Origin of the sequence: Photobacterium phosphoreum (assembly GCF_002954725.1) — a bacterium.
GTDB classification, from domain to species: Bacteria; Pseudomonadota; Gammaproteobacteria; order Enterobacterales; family Vibrionaceae; genus Photobacterium; species Photobacterium phosphoreum.
In genome coordinates this window covers 845,045-866,451 of record NZ_MSCQ01000002.1, presented here as the reverse complement: position 1 = coordinate 866,451, position 21,407 = coordinate 845,045, and the positions used below count along the sequence as shown (strand labels likewise).

Genomic DNA, 21,407 nt, shown 5'->3' with positions numbered 1-21,407 from the left:
TGAATGCGAACCATCCACCGTCATTCCCTACAGTGAGGTTACGAACGAGATAGGGAATCTACTATCAGCGCGTTGTAGAGTGACCATTTCCGCTGACATTTTTAATGTCAGTGGCACAGTAAATATAAATATCCCAGCTATTTTCTACTATGACGACCAAACTTCCCCCCGACATCCTTGCCTACAATGAATGCGAACCATCCACCGTCATTCCCTACAGTGAATGCCCGCGAGGGCGATAGGGAATCTACTCTCAGCGTGTTGAAATATTAAATAATATCGATATTGAAGTTTTAGATCTTTTGCACTGTGATGACTATTAGTAGAAAAACCAAAAACCAAAAACCAAAAACCAAAAACCAAAAACTAAAAACCAAAAACTAAAAACCAAAAACTAAAAACCAAAAACTAAAAACTAAAAACTAAAAGGTAAGTGCCCGATTTTGTGATGGTTATCGGGATTAATAACTAAAAATGTATCTGATTTATAATACTTTTTATATTATGAAAAGATAAATACGGGCGCATGTTCAAAGAACAAATTCGGGCAAGTTGTTAATATAATAAGTTGTTAGTTTTTTTACGAGCTCTGTGAACGTGAAAAATTTAAAATCCCCCATTATATCAATGGTTAATGGTGCTATCTCATGAAAATCAAATTGGCTGAAGAAGTTAAGCACTTAACTTTAGAGGAACTTGAAGAGCTATACGAAAGGTACATTTCGGGTGAGAAAAACCAAGAGCTCATGGAAGAATATGGGATAGATGCTCATCCTAATAAATTAGTGTCGTTATTTCCACCTGTTATACATGAATCACTTGAATGTGCATATTGTGCTTTGCCTTTATTTTATAAACGAAAAAGCAAGTCGGGCAGCTCATACTCTATGGAATACTTTTGTATAGAGTGCAATCATAAGGAAGGTCATCATTACAACAGACCACTTGAGTGTAATTGCTTACCGTGTTCTGAGAAAAGAGCTGAAGCCGTTAGAGCAAAACTAGCCGCAGATCTTGAGAAAATTTCTCAAGAGTATAACCTTGATAAAAAGGCTATGCTTAGTTATTTAAAGCTATCGTTTAGTCATAAGTGCTATTTGTTATCCCTGTTTTTAATGCAATCAGAGTCAGATCTTAATCATATTAAGTCGTTGAATAATTCTGGCAGTGCCGTGGATTTATCTCCCACATCTGATTTCGACAATGAAATTATTTTAAAGTTACACCGCGATGGTGCGATTGCTGTGGATCCAAGTTCTCCTTTTTCGGCGTTTGATTCCTCAGACGACTTTAAATCATTCTATTATCGAGATGTACTTTGGGTTGTTAATGTTTCACTAGATGGTTCTAATAGGTTAAGCCTCGGAGAATTATTCAAGTTAGTTTATGTTGAGTTACGCGATGGTATACAGATTGAGTGGGAAGAGGACCTCAAGGAGCTAGTATTTAGGCTAGCTGAAGAAGAAGTTGTAACATATTTAGATGTTTGCCTAGAACAACTTCAATTACCTGAGGCTCCAAAGAAAACAAACGAAGTTATAAAAGAAATCCTTAATGAGTTTTCTGTGTCAGAAATATACTATTTTATAAAGAAAGCAACAGAAAATGCTCACTTATTTTATGCAAAGGGTAAAGCGGAGAGTCGCAAACATGCGGTAAATACGATCCCAAGCAAGATCTTATATTTGGCGACAAGAGCTAGCAATGAAGGGTGGGACGTTTATAAGTATAATCGTACTTATAGTACTGAACGGTCTCAGTTAAACATTGTGTTATTTGATTTTGTCATCGGTGGTGGTGACGATATTGCATTCTATAAGTCTCCAGAAGTTCTTTGGAATAATGAGTTATATAAGATGTTTGATAGTTCTAAATCAACAAAAGAAAGCAGCAAAGACACTAGTTGTGTAATTTGTGGTTCAGTAGATATCATAATTAAAACGGACAAAAACTCTTTAACGCTTCTATGTACCAAATGCGGGGAACAGCAACAGTTTTATGCATCAAAAAACTAACAAAGCCATCAAATCGGACTCCAAACACACGGTATTTTCGCTTCGCTCAAGTATAGCCGTGTGTTTTGCGCCGTTTATGACAGTCGTTATATTCTAAAAAAACATAGTGGTAAAAACATAGGACACCCATAACTTTTGCAATCCATTACGACGGTGCTCCATGAATGGATTTTAATCAATTGAGCAAAGTATCACTTGAGATCATCAGTAGTTAACGCATTAGGCGGTTTCGTTCAATAAAGCATTTAAGAGTGATTTGTAACGCTTACCGTTTTCGCTTCGCTTAAAGTATAGATAAGTGCTGATCCCACTTTAATGCGGCGCTAACTGCCTCTTTGTTACCTGTGCAATATATTGTACATTTCAGTTTTAGTGAGTTAGACTTGTTCAATATTAAGTACAACTCAACAAAGAGGTAATTATGCGTATAGTTTCTTTTACTGAAGCTCGAAATGGTCTTAAATCAGTTCTTGATGGCGTAGTTAATGATGCTGACTGCACAATTATTACTCGTCGAGATTCTGAAGATGCCGTTGTAATGTCTATGGATTATTATAATAGCCTAATGGAAACGATTTATTTATCTCGTTCTCCAGCTAATGCCGCTCATCTAAACAAATCAATTGCTCAATACAATGCCGGTCAAGTAACGGAAAGAGGTTTACTTGAATGAGTCGAATGTTAGCTTGGACTGACGATGCTTGGAATGATTACTTGTATTGGCAAGGTCAGGATAATAAAACGCTGAAACGCATCAATAGATTAATTACTGATGCGAAGCGTTCTCCCTTCGACGGTATTGGTAAGCCTGAACCATTGAAAGAAAATTTGGCAGGTTTTTGGTCACGTAGAATTGATGACACCAACCGATTAGTGTACGTAGTTAATGATGTACATTTGACAGTAATCTCCTGTCGCTATCATTATTAATTTGAAGCGCAGTTAATAGATAAAGGATATGTGTCACGCAGCTGACACCTATTCAAGTATTGAACAAGTCCGACCCGCTTTAGAAGTAATTATCGCGAATATCATCAAGAGTATCATCAAGGGAATAACAGATAACAAAGGACAGCCATATCCTTGCACATAAACCATGAGTAACTACACTTAAGCTTCAAGTTGCTTATGGTAAAACAAATGACAATCTCAAGACGGAAATTGATAGAGCCTCAAATCACGCCCTTTTATCATGTAATTAATCGTTGTGTACGTCGTGCGTATTTGTGTGGTAATGATCCGTATAACGGCAAAAACTATCACCATCGTCGTGGTTGGATAGTAAATAAAATCAAAAAATTAGCTGCTGTGTTTTGTATTGATGTTTGTGCTTATGCGGTGATGAGTAACCATTATCATTTGGTGCTAAAAATAGATACAGAGCAACAACAAAAGCTAACTCAAGAAGCGGTAATATCGCGTTGGTTGCAGTTATTTAATGGTCATCCTATTGCGGTCGATTTCTTAAAAGAAGGGCAAATAGGCGCAGATAAACAACAAGCATTATCAAAACTAGTGACTGAATGGCAGCAACGATTAGGCAGTATTAGCTGGTTTATGCGCTGTCTTAATGAAGAAATCGCACGAAAAGCCAATAAAGAAGATCAATGTAAAGGGGCGTTTTGGGAAGGACGATTTAAATCTCAAGCATTGCTAGATGAACAAGCATTATTATCGTGCATGATGTATGTTGATTTAAATCCGATTAGGGCTGGTGTTACACCATCACTCGAACAATCAAATTTTACTTCAATTCAGCAGCGCATTCGTGAATATCAGCAACCGAAAACCTCCGCTAAACAATCACCATCAAATAAAGGTCACTTTCAATTATTACCCTTTGTTGGTGCTGAACATCAAGCAAAAACAGCAGGGATAAACTTTTCTTTTGCAGATTATCTTGAACTTATTGACTGGACTGGTCGCTGTATTCGCAATGATAAAAAAGGTTTTATTGGATCTAACCAACCAAAGATTTTGCAACAATTGGGAATAACTCCTGATGCTTGGCTTGAGCATAGTGAACAATTTATGGAACATTACGCCAATGTAAGTGGTAAATGGTCTCGAATGTGTGCATTTAAACAACATGCAGGTGGGCATTGGTGCAAAGGGAAATCAGCGAGTCACCAGTTACATCCTAATTAGACATAGATTCTTAGTATGAGATAAAAATACCGCAATAACCGTCAGGATTGTGGGTTTTGTTGATCCTGAAATATGGAAATAGCATTGATTTAACACCGAATGTAAATAATAAGCCGTAATTTTTATAGTAAAAGAGTTTGTTGCTGGTGGAATAGTTTGTTTTTTGGGGCGCTATTTAAGAACTAAAATATTTGGCTGTCCTGACAATTATTATTTTCAATTATTACCCTTTGTTGGTGCTGAACCTCAGGAAAAAACAGCCGGAATAAACTTTGCTTTTGCCGATTATCTCGAACTTATTGATTGGACTGGTCGCTGTATTCGAAATGATAAAAAAGGGTTTATTGGATCTAGCCAACCAAAGATTTTGCAACAATTGGGAATAACTCTTGATGCTTGGCTTGAGCATAGTGAACAATTTATGGAACATTACGCCAATGTAAGCGGTAAATGGTCCCGAATGTGTGCATTCAAACAACATGCAGGTGGGCATTGGTGCAAAGGGAAATCAGCGAGTCACCAGTTACATCCTAATTAGACATAGATTCTTAGTATGAGATGAAAATACCGCAATAACCGTCAGGATTGTGGGTTTTGTTGATCCTGAAATATGGAAATAGCATTGATTTAACAAAGAATTTAAATCTTCAGCTGCATTTTTTATAATCAAAGAGTTTGTTGCTGGTGGAATGGTTTGTTTTTTAGAGGCTCTATTTAAGAACTAAAATATTTGGCTGTCCTGACAATTCTGTGCTTACAATGAATGCGAACCATCCACCGTCATTCCCTACAGTGAGGTTACGAACGCGATAGGGAATCTACCATCAGCGCGTTGTCTTCGTAATAAGTAGGCAACTAAAAGATGAATCCCCATTGTGTGATTTATATCTGATGTTAAATGTAATAAATCATCAGATTTATAATGTTTTTGTATTATTGCGAGAAAAATGCGGCACGTATTCAAAGAATAAATGCGGGCAAGTTGTTAATACCATAAGTTGTTATGAGTTTTGATAAAATCTGAGGGAGATAATTAAATGGTAGCTGTGATTAAAGAGAGAAAACGCGGTTTTTGGTTAACGGCATTTTTGGTATTTATGATGCTCACAAATCTTTTTTCTGTATTTGTTTATTTTGTAAATCCAGACATGATTATAACAGCATTTCCAAAGATATCGTTAGAATTAGCTTATCTACTAGGATCTGTATGCTTATTTAATGTATTTTTAGCTATTAATATATGGATGTGGAAAAAGCTAGCGATATATGGGTTTTATATTGTTGTTATATTTGGTGTTTTAATAAATTTGTATATTGGTCTTGGGCTTATTGGATCATTATCTGGTTTAATGGGGGGGACGATTTTATTTTTAGTAACAAGAAAGAAGATGCAATATTTCGTATAACATTTTCTTTGATATCTTTTAGGCTCGATCACGTGATGAATAGATAACGGATAAGAGGAAATTGAACACCCAATAAATAGGTTAACTGACGTAGTTGAGCGTAAGGAATCAGCAAAAGAACCAATTAAAGTAAATACGAAAAGTACTACAGTAAATAACTATGATTATGCCGTGGAGAGAATCCTGAAATTAAAGCCGACAAAAAGATCCTCACTATTAAATTCAATTAATGCTATGTTTCAATTTCAAGGCGGTATATCAGAGAAAGAAGTAAATGAAATAATCTTAAGGCTACAGAAGAATAAGAAACTTGTCCTAAATAATAATAAAGTTAGCTATGCGAAATAAATATAACAAATGCATCAACACAATTTACTACACTCGGCATCTCAGGTTGTCGGGTGTTTCTCGTTTTAGGGTGTCAATTTTAAGTATAATTGCATAGTAATAAACGTGTTATGCAGGCGTGATGCGAATGGAGATAGCCTTGAAATTATCGGTCATAACTTTAGATGAAATCAACGAGTACAAAGATGATCTAGAGTTATTTTTGTCGTCAATATTTGATGGTGAGTGTCATATTGACATTAACCCTGAGTTTCGTTGTGCTGTTGTAATTGAGCAGTCAGGGCGTATTTGTGCGTGTGGGTTAGGCTATGATCGGGAAATGTATCAAAATCAGAAATGTTTCAAAGGTGGTATCGTAGGTGGTATTGCTGTGAGCTCTGAATGTCGAGGGCAAGGTTTAGGTAAGGCTGTACTTGCAGCTATTGACCGTCATTTACTTTCTCTTAGGGTTGATTGTTCTTTCCTTTTTGCCTATGAGCCGAAAGTTTATCAAAGCTCTGGTTATCATGCGTTATCCGCCCCAATTTACTATTTCGATAAACAGCAAAGTAAGTGGAATCAATTTGTTTATCAGGGAGGTATGATTAAATCGTACCCATCGATACAGTTATCAGAAATGTTGGTTATAGAGTTCAAAGGATGCGTGTATTAGCTCTTTGGTAAGATTCTCATGATATATATCCTTAGCGTGACCCAGCAAAAAACCATTACATTTGGTTACATTTGAGAGGTTTTCATTTACTGTATTTACTGCTCAAATACAGCCTCATTCTTTATTGAGGTATCAAAACACATATGGACGACCCCACGAGTTGTTCTTTAATTCCTAACTCCTTTTCTATGGAGTTTGTTCAATGCTAGAGTTATTTCTTCAACCTGAAGCGTTAATGATATTTGCGACCCTATTTGCACTTGAAGTGGTATTAGGCGTCGATAATATTGTCTTCATCTCTGTACTTTGTGAACGTCTACCATTACATCAGCGTAAAATGGCGCGTAATTTAGGTATTGCATTAGCAGTTGCTGCGCGTATCGGATTAGTGTTTTCTATTAGCTGGGTAATGTCATTAACACAACCATTAATTAATGTGTTGAGTTATGATTTTTCTGGACGAGATCTGATCATGATTGGTGGTGGTGCATTCTTATTAGCCAAAAGCTTAAAAGAATTATGGATGTGTTTTAGCCATGCTCATCAGCAACAAGCAAGTACAGTAAGAGCCGGTATTGCACTGGTGCTATTGCAGATAGTCGCAGTCGATGCGGTATTCTCAATGGACTCGGTGATCACTGCGGTTGGTTTAACCAGCGAAGTACCACTAATGGTTGCGGCTATTTTAGCGTCAGCGGTAGTGATGGTGCTGTGTGCTGAGAAAATTAACGATTACGTGATGCGTTATCCTGGTTTGAAAACATTGGCACTATTGTTCTTAGTTATGCTAGGCGGTATGTTGATGGCAGAAGGTTTTGCGATTCACTTGAACAAAGGATATGTGTATTTTGCGATGGCCTTTGGTTTGATTATTGAAACTTGTCATATTTTGCTTAAAAAACAGAATAAGAAAATAATTAGACGTGTATATCCACAGCCTTGTGGTTGGGCAATCAAAGCCAAGTAAGCCTTAAATAAAATAGCCTAATACCGTTCATTCTAAATGGGCGCTATTAGTGTTTTAACCGCAATAAAACGCTAGTAATATTAAACCCCGATATAACCCGCTTGTTCCACATCTATCTTCTCATTGCTAAAAATAAAACACACCGATTTTTTAAGTAGAAAACGCTCTTTAAATATACGTATTAGTATTAGTGTTAAATCATACCTAGGTTTTATCGATAGTGAATGCTGACTATTTTGCTTTTTTGAGATAAAGAGTGCACTAAGAAAATCGGACAACCTCTCATCTTGCTAAATATTATTCCAATTGATTAAATAATAGCACTTGAAGTGTTTGGTTTCTGATACCATTTAATAATGATGTATCAATATATTTTGATTATTAACTCAAAGGAAAAACGAATATGTGGACTGTTGATCAATTAGTTGAAATGTTAAGTAAAAATGATCAGTGGAATATCGAGCAAACGGATCAGACAATTATTATTCGTAATCAAGATGGTGTATCGGCTTATTTGGCGGTTGCAGGCGAGCAAATTTTAGTGGAAGCGCCTTTATTCCCAATGGCGATGGTTGCTGATATTGCCAAGCTTAATGATACGATTTTACGTACGCATGAGATGTTTCCATTAACCAATATTTCGATTCATACGGTTGAGGGTGATGATTACTATATCGCATTTGGTAGCTTGAGTAGCCAATCTAAGCAAGAGAGCATTTTAATTGAAGTAGCAACATTATTTGTGAATGTTGAAGGCTTTCTTGATATGTACCAATCATTATTAACCGAGGCATAGTCCATGAGTGTATTTAAAAAATTGTTTAATTTAGTACGTGGTTCGGTGAATAACGCGGCAGAATCTGTTGCTGATGCGAACGCGATTACGATTTTGAATGAAGAACTACGTCAAAGTAAGATCGAGTTGCGCAAATCAGACGAAGCGCTGGTTTCAATTATCGCTAAACGTAAGCTGTCACAACAAAAAGTGAACAGCTTTGATGCGAGCATTTCTGAATATGAAAAACATGCACGTACCGCAATGGAAAAAGGTCAGCAAGAGTTAGCGCTTGAGTGTGCACAAAAGGTCGCGGAATTACGCAGTCAGCAATCGACTGAGCAAGCTTATTGTGATGGATTTTTGAAATCTGAAACAACGATGAAAAGTAAGATCGCGCAGGCGAAAGAACGCTTACGTCAAATCGAACAACAAGTTGATGTTGTTGCAGCACAAGAGAGCGTTATTAAAGCGCAAAGCTCTGTGGCAGCCGCTAATGCAGGTAGTAACAGTAAAATGAGTACCGCATTAGATTCTCTTGATCGTATTAAAGCGCGTCAAGCAGAGGCCTCGGCTAAGTTTGAAGCCGCAGAAGAATTAGAGTCTGAATCTTCATCGTCGTCATTAGATAAGAAGTTAGCTGAAGCGGGTATTTCAAAATCAGCCTCATCAGCAGAAGATGAACTTGCTCGTATTCTGGGTAAATAACGTCATTTTTTATCCGTCTTTCTTTATACCTTTTATCTCGCGGTAAAAGGTATTTTTTGGTATTTGATATGTTCGATTTTTTTAAGAAAAAACCCGCAGAGAAAAAGTCTTTAATTCCTGAAGTGCTGGGATTGAGATTAGGCGGTGTCATCGAATTAGATGCGCTAAAAATGAAAATTATTGAGTCTGATTTAACCATTGCAGGTGCTGCAACAACGCAATTAATTCAGGCGGTGGGTGTCGTGCAGTTAGATAATGCTACGCGATTGATTCGTTATTACACTGATGATGATGCGATGGTGCAGGTTTTAATGGATGGTGATTCGGATGCAGATGTACAGCAGTGTATGCTGTCGTATTATTATTCAACCACCCCGATTGATACCGAGACACAGTGGAATGAAAGGTTAGCCAAAGGGGTGGTAAAATCCCACTGGGATCTCGATGGCGTTGATTTTATCAAGCTGTGGGAAAACGAATTACCTGTAGCAATGACAGAAACAACATGGACGTCTGAAACGGAGTATAGCCGCACAGATCAATTTGTCATGCTATATAGCCGTGACGTAAACGCTGATTTATGTGAAGTATTGATCGTGTCTGCCGAAGAGCAGATAGTCAATAATAGTGCTGATCGTTGCTTAGTGTTGAGTACCGCATTTGAGCTACAACCAAATGATTTTAAAGTTAATTAAAACTACAAGGAACAGTAGATGTCGGATTTAATGGTAAGTTTATCGACCCTCGGTAATTTTGGGTTATATTTTGGGATTTCTTTAATTTTCTTGATCGCTTTTCGTTTTATTTTTCCATTGGTAACACCGTATAAAGAATGGGAATTGATTAAAAGTGGTAATGTCGCCGCGGCCATTGGCATGGGTGGTTCGTTTATCGGTTATGCCCTTGCTGTTGGATCTGCAATTTCAAACAGTCAAAATGTATTAGATTTTGCCGTTTGGGGTGTTGTGGCACTGGTATCACAAGTGATTGCGTATTTGATTATCCGTATTATTTTCCTGCCTAAAATCAGTGAGCGTATTGAACGTGATGAAGTGTCTGCCGGTGTTATTTTAGCGTCTATTGCGATTGCGGTTGGTTTGTTAAATGCAGCGTGCATGACGTATTAATGACTTTGAGGATTATATTATGAAACGCAGTAGTCATATTCATCGTAATCAGATGCGTAAATCGAACCAGTATCACAATTGGGCGCCGATCACGATAGTCGCTTTAGGCGCAACCATTGTGCTAACCGGGTGTAATGATAATGACACGTTAGCGCAAACCCAATATGATTCCTTACAAGACTGTATTAATGCTGACAGTTCCAATCCCAAGCAAGTGGAAATGTGTGCAACCGCTTACCAACAAGCGGTAGATGCAGCACCAAAGTTTGATTCAGAAAGTGATTGTCAGTCTTCTGGTACGGATAATTGTCGCCAAATACAAGGCAGTAATAATAATAGTTACTGGGTTCCTGCGCTCGCAGGTTTTATTGTTGGACGCATGATGGACAATGGTCGTCATTATTCATCGCAGCCTATTTATTATCCATCATCAAGACGAACTTCTGATATGGATCAATGGAATCGTAATCAAAATAACCGCTATAAAGAATCGACATCTCAGCGTTATAACAATAAATATAAAAACGAAAAACCGGCTGTTAGTCGTACGATTTCACGCGGTGGTTTTGGATCGAAAGCGAGTGCTAAATCGAGTTGGGGCGGCAGTCGTAGCAGAGGCTGGGGTGGTTAATTTTCAGGTTCAATAGGTATAAATAAAAATGCTACGGATTCCAATAAAAGAACGCTCAGATTGGCGAATGACAGCCAATGAATTTGGGTTTCGATTTCACACCTTTGATGGAGAGGAATATTGGACTGAACGGTATTACTATCAATTTTCTTTACAGCAAATTGAACGTGATCTTGAAGAGCCAACTGAAGAACTGAATCAAATGTGCCTTGCGGTGGTAAATGATGTCATCAGCAGTGATGCGCTAATGGAAAAATTTGCGATACCTAAGGCGAATTGGGATCTTATCCGCAAGAGTTGGTATAACGAAGACCCCTCACTTTATGGGCGGTTTGATTTTAGTTATGACGGCAGAAATCCTGCTAAATTGCTTGAAGCTAATTTTGATACTCCAACATCAGCGTATGAATGTGGTTTCTGGCAGTGGATCTGGTTAGAAGACAATGTAAAGTTAGATAGTCTCTCACGTGGTGCTGATCAATTTAATTCATTTCAAGAAAAGTTTATTGAACGTTTAGCAACGTTAGCGGAAAAAGCCCAAACCAAGGTATTGTATTTTGCTTGTAGCCTTGAAGGTGGCGAAGAAGATTATGGTACGGTAACCTATTTCGCTGATTGTGCTCGTGTTGCAGGATTAACGCCCAAAATTATTTATATTGAAGATATTGGCGTTGATGACGATGGGAATTTTACCGATCTTAATGATCATGTGATTCGATGGGTTTTTAAGTTATATCCGTATGAAATGCTATTTCGCGAGGATTTCTCGAAATATTTAGATAACGGTACTTTATATTTAGAACCACCGTGGAAAGCCATTATCTCAAATAAAGCTATTTTGCCGTTATTGTGGGAGAAATATCCTCACCATCCTAATTTGTTGCCAGCCTATTTTGCAGATAAAAAACATTTGCTCGATGATAAACAAGGCATCGTTAAAAAGCCGATTTTTTCACGCGAAGGGGCCAACGTTAAAATAGAAAAAGGCGGCAAAGTGATTGCTGAGTCTGACGGTGACTATGGTGAAGAAGGCTATATTTATCAGGAATTTCATCCTTTGCCAAAATTTGGGGATGATTACACTGTTATTGGCAGTTGGGTCGTTGGTGATAAAGCCGCAGGTCTTTCCATTCGTGAAGATAATACATTAATTACTAAAGACTCGTCGCGTTTTATTCCTCACATTATTCTATAAGATGAAATTAATTTTTATTTATTGTGGGAATTAAGAAAATATCGGTAGTCAATTATTGACTACCGAATTTCTATGATTGTGGTCAAGTTTTGTTTGTTGCTGGGTCGTTCTTGTATTGATGCTTAACTAAAACGTTTACGTTCAATTAAAAAGTGTATTAGTGCCATTCCACCATGACCAATTAAGTAAGCTTCAATTAATCCTGTTAATGATTTATGTATTTCACGGGCTTCGTTAGCATAAGGAGAGTGATTTAACCATAAGACTAACCAAACTAACGCCGCCGTTTCAATTAAGATCAACGCCCCTATTCCCAATCCTTGAATAATATTACCTAACCCTTTTTCACGCGGTTCTGGTAATTTCCCTTTCATAATCTGTTTTAAATCATCTTTCAAAACCGCATTGTCACCAAACAGATAAGGGAAGAATTGTCGGAATGATTGCTTGGTCAGCATGAAAATAATCATTCCAATAGTCGCAATAACCGTTAATGATCCTAAAATAATATGCAACCACAAGAACAGAGTATTAAACATACCAACTTTGACTGCGCCAGTATGAGTCATATGTACTAAATTACTGTTTAATATTTGGAGAATAATTAATCCAGCTAGTGTGGTATGTAAATGACGTAACCCGACATTAGGAAAGTAATGAGTAATATAACGCCAAAAAGAACGTAAAAGGGGCATAGCGTCTCCAAAGTATTGATGATTAGTTAGTAGGGGAAAGAAAATTTTTATAAATCTAACATAAGTCATAAATGTTTATATGTAATATTTTACTATTACAGCGGAAAATAATTATTCATTAATAACGATATTGATTGTTTATTTCGCTATAAATGTTAAATAATTGCATTGTGTTTTATGAATATTGTTTTCGTTTTTGTATATGGAGATCACCGTGAGCCAATCTTTAGTCGTGCCGACATTATCACAAATCCATGTTTATCCAGTGAAATCTATTGCTGCATTAATGCAATCTCAGGCTTGGGTAGAAAAACAAGGATTAGCATTTGATCGTCGTTTTATGGTGGCAAGTGACGATGGGGCAATGATAACAGCCCGTAAATATCCGCAAATGGTTAAAATTACCGCAGCGCTAACGATGACCGGATTAGTGTTGCAATATCCTGATAAAGCCGATTTAGTCTTACAATATACCGATTTTGAAATGGCAGATGCTGCTGCAACGGTATGGAGTGATAATTTTAGTGCTTATACAACAACAATAACCGCAAACCAATGGTTCAGCGAGATTCTTACTCATTCAGTGCAATTACTTTTCTGTGGTCAACAATCACAGCGTGTGCGGCCTAAAATTGGTCATAATGTTAGTTTTGCTGATGGTTATCCGTTGTTAATTATCAGTGAGGCATCATTAGTTGCGTTAAATGAGCGTAGCAGTGAGCAACACACAATGGCACAATTTCGTACTAACTTAGTGGTGTCTAATACTGAAGCTTTTGCTGAAGATAGCTGGAAGCGGATCCGTATTGGTGAAGTAGAATTTGAAGCAGTTAAACCGTGTGCTCGTTGTATTCTTACTACGGTTGATCCCCTCACTGGTGAATTTAGCCCACTTAAAGAGCCATTAAAAACCATGGCAACGTTTCGTGCTGATGCGATGGGTGAAGTATTCTTTGGACAAAATCTAGTTGCTCTTAATGAAGGTATGATCCGTGCAGGGGATGCGATTGAAGTATTAGAAACTAAGCCGCAAGAAATTTACGCAGATAATATTGAAACTAAGCTGCAACTGACTTGCGTAGAGCGTGAAGATATTGCCGCCGATTTTACCACCTTTTGGTTTGAGTCCCATCAGCAATTACCGTTACCGCCTTATTTACCCGGACAACATTTACCATTACAACTTGAAATTAATGGTGAGTTTATTTCTCGTCGTTATACGTTATCATCCAGCCCATCTCGACCGGGACGTTATGCTATTTCAGTCAAGCGTATTGATGATGGACGCGTCTCTAATTGGTTACATCGATATTTCCAAGTCGGGGATGTATTGGTCACAGAAAAACCCGGTGGGGATTTCCACTTAGGGATTCATACCGATAAATTATTATTATTGTCAGCAGGAAGTGGTATTACCCCGATGTTATCAATGCTGCGGTATTTATCTGATCACGATAATGTCCGTGACGTTGTGTTTTATCATCAATGCAGTACTGAAGCTGATATTCCCTCGTTACAAGAATTACATCAACTTGAGGATATGCACCCGTCACTTGATTTACGTATTGTATTGAGCCAACCGCGACGAGATTGGCAAGGTGAATCAGGTCGATTAAGCATCAGCCATTTAGCGATGATCAGTGATTTAGAACAACGCCAAGTGTTTGTTTGTGGCCCTGAAGCGTTTATGGTTGCCGCGAAAAAATTATTGCTAAAAATGGGGGTTTCTCCAGCACGTTATCATCAAGAAGCCTTTGGTCCATTACGAGGGCAGTTAGCACCGAAACAATCCCTAAAGCTGACTATTAATGGTCATATCTTTAACGGGGACAATCAAAAAACATTATTAGAGCAAGCAGAAACCGCAGGTATTGGGCTTAATTATAGCTGTCGTGCTGGCTTTTGTGGTGTGTGTAAAGTGACATTAACCTCAGGGCAAGTCGAGCAGCCTGATGTGCCAGCATTATTACCGCAAGAAAGACAGCAAGGTAAAGTGTTAGCCTGTTGCTGTGTGCCTAAAACCGATATAACTATCACACAGTCATAATAATTATTTAGAGTGTGAAATAAGCAGAATGTCTTAAATGACAGTAGCACTGATGGTGTTGCTGTCATCATAAGAGTGATCATACAAACTTAGATTGTTGGTTTTATTGCTATTAGTAATACTAAATGTGAAATAAGTTGCTGAAAAGGCATTAAAGGCATCGTATCCTATGGCATCTATTACAGGTGTTATGGTTTATTTAGGGACTTCTAATGTTTAGTAAACCTATTCTTGCGTTATCTATCACTCTTGCTTTATCTGGCTCGGCTTATGCTGCGTCTATCTCAAATCACAATGACTTTACGTTAACCGTCGCTCATATTAATGACACTCACTCTCATTTTGATCCCGTTAAATCTAGTTTTTCTGCTAATGGCGTTGAAGTTTTTAACGAGTTTGGTGGTTATCCTCGCTTGCAAGCGATGGTAAAAACATATAAAGCGCAAGCTCAAACAAGCAATCAAAGCCTATTATTTTTAGGGGCAGGTGATGCTTTCCAAGGCAGTGCGTATTTTAAAATAAACCAAGGTGCAATGAACGCTGATCTGCTGAATCAAATGGGATTAGATGGCATGGCATTAGGTAACCATGAGTTTGATCTTAATAATCAAAAATTAAACACTTTTATCAGCAGCTTAAATTTCCCAATTATTGCGACTAATGTTGATGTTAGCCATGATGCTAATTTCAACGGTCAAACCAATATTCTCCCTTACCGTATTTTTGCTTTTGACGGTGATCATAAAACAATAGTAAAGAATATTAATAAATTACCAAAGGGTAAAAAGCTGGTCGCAGTCTTTGGCTTAGTGCTACAAGATATGCCTAATATCGCCCCTCATACTGGTGATGTTAAGTTTCTTAATGAGGTTAAAACAGCGCAATCTACAGTTGATTTTCTTAAATCAAAAGGGATTGATGACATTATTGCTTTAACTCATATTGGTAACGCGACGGATGTTGCATTAGCGGCGCAAGTGAATGGGATTGATTTAATTGTTGGTGGTCATTCTCATACGTTATTAGGTGACTTTACTAATATCGGTTGGAGTAATAACGGTCCTTATGCGCAAATGGTGACTAACCCTGATGGCAAAGCGGCAACTTGTATCGTGCAGGCAGGTAAATATGCTGAAGCTATGGGTAAAGTAAGCGTGAGTTTTAATGATCAAGGGCAAGTAACAAGCTGTGTTGGTCATAATACATTATTAAGTAACAATGTGTTTTATCATAAAGCTGACCATAAACCTCAAGATAAGTTTACCCCAGCGCAAACGGCAAAGGTTGACCAGTTTATTGCGCAGCAAAAGAACATTGTCATTATTAATGAAGATAGCCAACTTCGGCATGAAATCGATACTAAATATAAACCTGCAGTGGAAAAAGCGTACGGCAAGATAATTGCGCAAGTACCGACTGAAATTACACATGAGCGTCGCCCAGGAGACAGTGGTGCTAATGATAAGCATGGTTCACAAGTTGCGCCTTTAATTGCTGAAAGCCAATATTATTGGGCTAATTTGCCACAAGTGCAGCGAGTGACGGGTAAAAAGGTCGATTTTGCTTTAATTGGTGCCGGAGGTATTCGTACTAATATTAACGAAGGTGAATACCGCGAGGGCAATGCAAGTTTAGAAATGTTACCGTTTTCTAATTTCTTGTCAGTCGTGTCATTGAAAGGCTCAACGGTTAAACAGTTATTACAACAGACAATTACCGCGACTTTACCGGAAGGGGCACATGCGGGTAAATACCCATATGGCGGCCATCTTCGCTATACCTTCGTAGAAACAGCGGCACATAAAGCGGGTCATTTAACCGATGTTGATGTAATGACAGGCACAGAAAAGCACCCAGTATGGACACCATTACAAGATAATAAAATCTATAACGTGGTCATTAATAATTATAATGCCACAGGTAATGATGGTTGGACGCCTATTTTTAATGCTCAAAAAGAACATTCAAATCGTATCGACTTGATTGATGTTGATGGCAAATTAGTAGGCTATAAAGTCAAGAATATTAAGCAAGTAGACGATAAATACCAGGTTATTTATCAAGGTGCAGCACCAAATTGTAAAGCCGCTAATACGGTATGTAATACCGATGCTCAGGCTTTTATTGATTATGCAGCGCAGGCCCGTCATCAATTAGTACCATTGGCATATTCTGTCGTAACACTCGATCGAATAACAAGTAAATAGGTTTACCTTATCAAATATAATGAGCAACATATTAACCATGTTGCTCTTTTTGATTATTCTTCAACTTGGCATAGGCAAAATGAAAAGCTATTCATGTTTATGATGATCAAGATCGAGGTGAGATATAAGTTAATAAAAAATAAATAATTTCAGAGTGTTTATTTGAATTTTTGGCTGCTGTTATTCCGTTATTTATTGATCACACTAATAACGATTATTAAATTAAACTATTTGTGTAATTTTTTAATTTTTATACACTTATAGCTTCCTTGTTAATGACTATTTGTGTTTCATCATGATGAATTTGTCGGCTAATCCTTCTGCTGCATCGGCTTGTTTATGCGTATTTGAATTACGCTCAGGCTTTGAGCATCCTCAGTTAACCCCATTAACTGTTTCTTTATCATCAGGAGAGCACCTTGCCTTTGAGGGGGCTTCCGGGTGTGGTAAAAGTAGCTTATTACATGTGATGGCTGGGCTTAAACCACCGCAGCATGGGCATGTCACTTATCAACAGCAATCTATTGATATTGAAGCATTATCTTTTTGGCGTCAGCAAATATGCTATTTACCGCAACAGCCAGTAATGGGGGCTGAAACCGTGTTGGGGGTATTATTATTACCTTGGCACCTTAAAGCAATGCCATCAAGTGTAACGACACCATCAAAGCAAGATTGCCAGCAAGCATTAATACTTGCTGGATTAAATACGCCAATTGATAAATATGTCACAGTATTATCGGGAGGGGAAAAGCAGCGCTTAGCCATTGCGCGAGCGGTGCTCATGCAACGTCCCGTATGGTTAATGGATGAACCAACCTCAGCGTTAGATCCTGCTGCGCGTAATCATATTATTGAGTTAATTGATGGATTAAATATTATCTGTATTTCGGTATCCCATGATCCACGCTGGCTTGCGACCGCAGACAAGATTTATCACATGGATATGGAACAGGAATAGATTAATGACAACAGCAATTACTCACACTATCGATTTACACTGGGCGGCAATAGCTGGGTTTTATTTATTATTACTTATCCCATTGGTCTTATTTCAGCGCTGGCAATTGGGATTAAGTCGCACTCTGGTGATGTCTGTTTTACGAATGACATTGCAGTTATCTGTAGTCGGTATTTACTTACACACCTTATTTGGATGGCAGAGTATCAGCCTTAATGTCGTTTGGTTAACGGCAATGGCACTTTTTGCCAGCTATACCATTTGTAAGCGTTCAGAGGTTAACGTAAAACGTGTATTGCCTGCGGTTATTTGCGGACAATTTGTGGCGTTATTGGTGGCATTACCAGCGCTATTAGCCGGTGTTATTCAAGTTTCACCGTGGTGGCAAGCGCAATATATGATCCCTATTGCTGGTATGTTATTAGGGAATAGTTTAACTGCCAATGTATTAGCACTATCACGTTGGGGAAGTTTGCTTAAAGAAAATCATCAGGAATATCAATATTATTTAACAATGGGGGCGCCAACGCCAGCACAACCTTTTATTCGCACTGCTTTTAAAGCGGCGCTTACGCCACAATTAGCGTCAATGGCGACATTAGGTATTGTAAGTTTACCGGGTATGATGACAGGTCAGATTTTAGGTGGCGCAATGCCATTGGTGGCAGTTAAATACCAATTAGTGATTATGGTGGCAATTTTTGTGTCTGGCGTGTTATCGGTTGCTACGACATTAACCATCGTTAATCGGCGCTCATTTGACGCCTATGGCAATGTGTTGTGATTTTAAATGAATAGATAACAAAAAAGCAGCATGAGGCTGCTTTTTAATCGTCTGTTTGATAAGCCGTATTATTTAATTTCCGTGATCGGGAAAATTTCAGTTGGTGCTACAATTTCATCTTGAGCAGCAATGGTTTGCAGTTCCCATTCACCGCGACGGTGGGTTTCTTTTAATACTGCGTAACATGCATTATGCGCATGTTCAAACGCTTGTTCTGCTGACCAACCTTTTAATAAACCACCCGTAAAGAGTGATGAAATAAGATCACCCACACCAACAGGTTGATTATCAAAGGCTAAATGTGGACGTTGTGCTAAATAACAGCCGTCTTTAGTGGCTAGCATCATCGAGAATTTGTCAGACGATAAACTATGAAGATGTTTCACTAGCACCATTTTAGGACCTAATGTTAACGCATGCTGACATGCCTTAACTGCATCATCTAATGTATTGATCGTCATACCAACAAATTGACTAAGTTCAAATTGGTTTGGAACAATCACATCAGCCAGTGGCATTACATCATTAATAAGGTATTCAGAAATACCATCAGCGACGATGCAGCCTTTTTCTGGATCACCCATGACGGGATCACAAATATAGATAGCATTAGGGTTTTGTTGCTTAATTGTTTTAACCGTGTCGATGATGGCTAAACATTGATCAGCACTACCTTGATATCCGGTAAGGACTGCTTCACAGTTTTTAAGCTGATCAATGTTGTTGATGCCTTTAACTAGGTCAATTAAGTCGGTTGCTGGAAACGCGGTTCCTGTCCATCCTTGCTTATATTGCGTATGGTTAGAAAACTGTACGGTATGTAATGGCCAAACTTCAAACCCCATACGTTGAAGAGGGAATACTGCAGAACTGTTACCAGCGTGACCGTAAACAACATGTGACTGTATTGAGAGAATACCTTTCATCGAGGTTCCTTATAACCATCGTATATATAGGTATACTTTACATGCGCTGATATCAGAAACCTAGTCATTTTATATCGGAATTATTCCTTGCAAAAATGCAGACTATTTATTGTTCGACAATATGTACAATTTATTTCCAGTTAATAATAAAACGGAACATAAATATAATTGCAGTATGTTTTATTGATGGTTTTGTTTGTTTTTTAAGCAATTGATGTGTTTTTAATTGTTTTTGAAAGTTTGTTTTTTTAATTTAAAAACAAGTGGTTATATTTTTGTTCAGTGGTTATCCACAAATTTTTATCAATTTTAATTAAAAAATCATTTACAGCGTCAAAAATAGGCGTTAATGTTCGATTCGTCTGTTGCTCAGACCTAATGTGTTTTAAATAAAAACCACAATGTCATTTCTGATCATTGTTATCCGTTTATGTTGCAAACGTAGTAACAGTGCAATGCTATAAGAAGGGTGATCTTATAGTTAATAAGAAGTAGTAGGTCAATGAGTAAAGCTCTATACCAAGGTTAATTAACCATTTGGTATAAATCTATTTAAACTCAAATTGATAGCCTCAAATATATATGCTAATAAAAAGCAATATTTGGGCGTAAAGGAAATATAAACTATGACTTCACAAACAGGTATTATTCGTAGCTTCAACCCAGTTGAAAAAATTGGTTTAATTACTAGCGACCTTGGTGGCGATATTCGTTTCGATGCATCTCAAGTTTGCAGTCGTTCACAGCCTTCATCGGGTAGTATGGTTGAATTTACGTTAGATGATTCAAGTAACAAACTTAAAGCAGTTAAAATTCGCTTTATCTAATTTAATGAATGAGATAAATATTGGTTAACAAACCTGTTTATCCATAATTAAATAAAAAGATCCCGGCCTTGGTCGGGATTTTTTACATCTATAATATTGATATTATGTCTGCTTAAATGTTGATAAGATAAAAAAACTACTCAGTGAGTGGTTTTTGCTTAGAAAAGGTAGAGAAAATGCATGAATTGACAGATAGTGATTATGATATTCTTCACGCAATGGAAAATATTGTTGATGGTATTGCTGCAATGTGGGGGGAGCATACAGAAGTATTACTGCATTGCTTAGATTCACGTAATCCGTCAATTATGAAAATTGCTAATGGGCATATTACGGGACGTGAAGTGGGCGCACCAATTACCAATATTGCATTAGTCAAATTAAACGAAGGTCAAGATGTTTCTAAAGCCTATATTACTAAATCTCCAGAGGGTAAAACTTTACGCTCATTAACGACAGTTATTCGTAATAAGCAGCAACAAGCCATTGGTTTACTTTGCGTTAATTTTAATCTTGATGCACCATTTCAGTCGATGATTCATAGCCTAATGCCTGCGATTGGTGCTTATTGTGATCACGGCGTTACTGCAGAAACATTTGCTCGTAATAATGATGAAATGATGCATAGTTCAATTGAAAATGTGCGTAAACAAGTAACCAGCGATAGTTCAATACCACCCTCAAAGAAAAGCCGAGAGATTGTGACACGATTACATGATCTAGGCGTTTTTGATCTTAAAGATAGTGCTCAAATAGCGGCTAAAGGGTTAGATATTTCTATTCATACTATTTACCGTTATTTACGAGAAATTCGTGCTCATGATGTGCAATAACGATAAATAAAGTCTGTGTTTTGTTATTGAATGAAAATTGCAGTAATCATTATTACTGCAATTTGCGTCTTAATATTGAGTAAATGTAAATAACATTAAAGCATATTGAGAATGCACTTTAATTATTACTATTATTATTTCAGTTCGTTAGTTAA

At 37.5% G+C, this 21,407-nt stretch carries 22 protein-coding genes; 20 read left to right on the top strand and 2 right to left on the bottom strand.

The window, feature by feature from the left end; translation table 11 throughout:
• Positions 1–647: 647 nt before the first annotated feature.
• The 14 genes from BTO21_RS15820 (at position 648) to BTO21_RS15755 (ending at position 11,972) form a co-directional block, all read left to right on the top strand.
• Positions 648–2,015 carry a hypothetical protein gene (locus tag BTO21_RS15820; protein ID WP_045028351.1) on the top strand — a complete coding sequence of 456 codons (1,368 nt, stop codon included), beginning with the start codon at positions 648–650 and terminating at the stop codon, positions 2,013–2,015.
• 421 nt (positions 2,016–2,436) lie between these two features.
• Entirely contained in the window at positions 2,437–2,688 is a 252-nt protein-coding gene (locus BTO21_RS15815) for a type II toxin-antitoxin system Phd/YefM family antitoxin (protein ID WP_045028353.1), read from the top strand.
• The gene (locus tag BTO21_RS15810) at positions 2,685–2,945 is read left to right on the top strand and encodes a Txe/YoeB family addiction module toxin (RefSeq protein ID WP_045028354.1); all 261 of its coding nucleotides are present in this window, start codon (positions 2,685–2,687) and stop codon (positions 2,943–2,945) included. The genes BTO21_RS15815 and BTO21_RS15810 overlap by 4 nt, the downstream gene beginning before the upstream one ends.
• Before the next feature lie 210 nt (positions 2,946–3,155).
• On the top strand, positions 3,156–4,163 hold the full coding sequence (locus tag BTO21_RS15805) for a transposase (protein ID WP_105026908.1): 1,008 nt from the start codon (positions 3,156–3,158) through the stop codon (positions 4,161–4,163).
• Between the two features lie 163 nt (positions 4,164–4,326).
• A complete protein-coding gene (locus BTO21_RS15800; protein WP_105026907.1) occupies positions 4,327–4,701 on the top strand; it encodes a hypothetical protein in 375 nt (124 codons plus the stop codon).
• A gap of 499 nt (positions 4,702–5,200) precedes the next feature.
• On the top strand, positions 5,201–5,569 hold the full coding sequence (locus BTO21_RS15795; RefSeq protein WP_105026906.1) for a hypothetical protein: 369 nt from the start codon (positions 5,201–5,203) through the stop codon (positions 5,567–5,569).
• A gap of 487 nt (positions 5,570–6,056) precedes the next feature.
• The gene (locus BTO21_RS15790; RefSeq protein ID WP_045028432.1) at positions 6,057–6,569 is read left to right on the top strand and encodes a GNAT family N-acetyltransferase; all 513 of its coding nucleotides are present in this window, start codon (positions 6,057–6,059) and stop codon (positions 6,567–6,569) included.
• Positions 6,570–6,771: 202 nt separating this feature from the next.
• Positions 6,772–7,536 carry a TerC family protein gene (locus BTO21_RS15785; RefSeq protein WP_045028429.1) on the top strand — a complete coding sequence of 255 codons (765 nt, stop codon included), beginning with the start codon at positions 6,772–6,774 and terminating at the stop codon, positions 7,534–7,536.
• A gap of 403 nt (positions 7,537–7,939) precedes the next feature.
• Positions 7,940–8,332 (top strand): DUF2170 family protein, encoded by a 393-nt coding sequence (locus BTO21_RS15780; RefSeq protein WP_045028427.1) that lies wholly within the window; start codon positions 7,940–7,942, stop codon positions 8,330–8,332.
• A gap of 3 nt (positions 8,333–8,335) precedes the next feature.
• Positions 8,336–9,019 carry a PspA/IM30 family protein gene (locus tag BTO21_RS15775; protein WP_045028426.1) on the top strand — a complete coding sequence of 228 codons (684 nt, stop codon included), beginning with the start codon at positions 8,336–8,338 and terminating at the stop codon, positions 9,017–9,019.
• A gap of 68 nt (positions 9,020–9,087) precedes the next feature.
• On the top strand, positions 9,088–9,714 hold the full coding sequence (locus BTO21_RS15770) for a YjfK family protein (RefSeq protein ID WP_045028424.1): 627 nt from the start codon (positions 9,088–9,090) through the stop codon (positions 9,712–9,714).
• Positions 9,715–9,732: 18 nt separating this feature from the next.
• Positions 9,733–10,146, top strand: a complete 414-nt coding sequence (locus BTO21_RS15765; protein ID WP_045028423.1) for a DUF350 domain-containing protein — start codon at positions 9,733–9,735, stop codon at positions 10,144–10,146.
• A 19-nt stretch (positions 10,147–10,165) separates the two neighbouring features.
• On the top strand, positions 10,166–10,777 hold the full coding sequence (locus BTO21_RS15760; RefSeq protein WP_045028422.1) for a DUF1190 domain-containing protein: 612 nt from the start codon (positions 10,166–10,168) through the stop codon (positions 10,775–10,777).
• A 28-nt stretch (positions 10,778–10,805) separates the two neighbouring features.
• Positions 10,806–11,972, top strand: a complete 1,167-nt coding sequence (locus tag BTO21_RS15755) for a glutathionylspermidine synthase family protein (protein WP_045028421.1) — start codon at positions 10,806–10,808, stop codon at positions 11,970–11,972.
• A 122-nt stretch (positions 11,973–12,094) separates the two neighbouring features.
• Here BTO21_RS15755 and BTO21_RS15750 read toward each other — a convergent pair whose 3' ends face one another.
• Positions 12,095–12,667 (bottom strand): cytochrome b/b6 domain-containing protein, encoded by a 573-nt coding sequence (locus tag BTO21_RS15750; RefSeq protein ID WP_045028420.1) that lies wholly within the window; start codon positions 12,665–12,667, stop codon positions 12,095–12,097.
• 202 nt (positions 12,668–12,869) lie between these two features.
• Here BTO21_RS15750 and BTO21_RS15745 point away from each other — a divergent pair, with 202 nt between their 5' ends.
• The 4 genes from BTO21_RS15745 (at position 12,870) to BTO21_RS15730 (ending at position 18,666) form a co-directional block, all read left to right on the top strand.
• A complete protein-coding gene (locus tag BTO21_RS15745; protein ID WP_045028419.1) occupies positions 12,870–14,714 on the top strand; it encodes a hybrid-cluster NAD(P)-dependent oxidoreductase in 1,845 nt (614 codons plus the stop codon).
• Positions 14,715–14,926: 212 nt separating this feature from the next.
• The gene (locus BTO21_RS15740) at positions 14,927–16,921 is read left to right on the top strand and encodes a bifunctional metallophosphatase/5'-nucleotidase (protein ID WP_045028418.1); all 1,995 of its coding nucleotides are present in this window, start codon (positions 14,927–14,929) and stop codon (positions 16,919–16,921) included.
• Between the two features lie 295 nt (positions 16,922–17,216).
• Positions 17,217–17,882: an ABC transporter ATP-binding protein gene (locus BTO21_RS15735; protein WP_239997951.1), complete on the top strand. Its 666-nt coding sequence runs from the start codon at positions 17,217–17,219 to the stop codon at positions 17,880–17,882.
• 4 nt (positions 17,883–17,886) lie between these two features.
• The gene (locus BTO21_RS15730; protein ID WP_045028416.1) at positions 17,887–18,666 is read left to right on the top strand and encodes an ABC transporter permease; all 780 of its coding nucleotides are present in this window, start codon (positions 17,887–17,889) and stop codon (positions 18,664–18,666) included.
• A gap of 68 nt (positions 18,667–18,734) precedes the next feature.
• On the opposite strand, the gene pdxY is transcribed toward BTO21_RS15730, so the two are convergent.
• Positions 18,735–19,592, bottom strand: coding sequence for a pyridoxal kinase PdxY (pdxY, locus tag BTO21_RS15725; RefSeq protein ID WP_045028413.1), 858 nt, complete (start codon positions 19,590–19,592; stop codon positions 18,735–18,737).
• A gap of 626 nt (positions 19,593–20,218) precedes the next feature.
• Here pdxY and BTO21_RS15720 point away from each other — a divergent pair.
• Entirely contained in the window at positions 20,219–20,419 is a 201-nt protein-coding gene (locus tag BTO21_RS15720) for a hypothetical protein (protein ID WP_036792228.1), read from the top strand.
• Between the two features lie 176 nt (positions 20,420–20,595).
• Positions 20,596–21,252, top strand: a complete 657-nt coding sequence (locus BTO21_RS15715) for a helix-turn-helix transcriptional regulator (RefSeq protein WP_045028412.1) — start codon at positions 20,596–20,598, stop codon at positions 21,250–21,252.
• Positions 21,253–21,407: the final 155 nt, after the last annotated feature.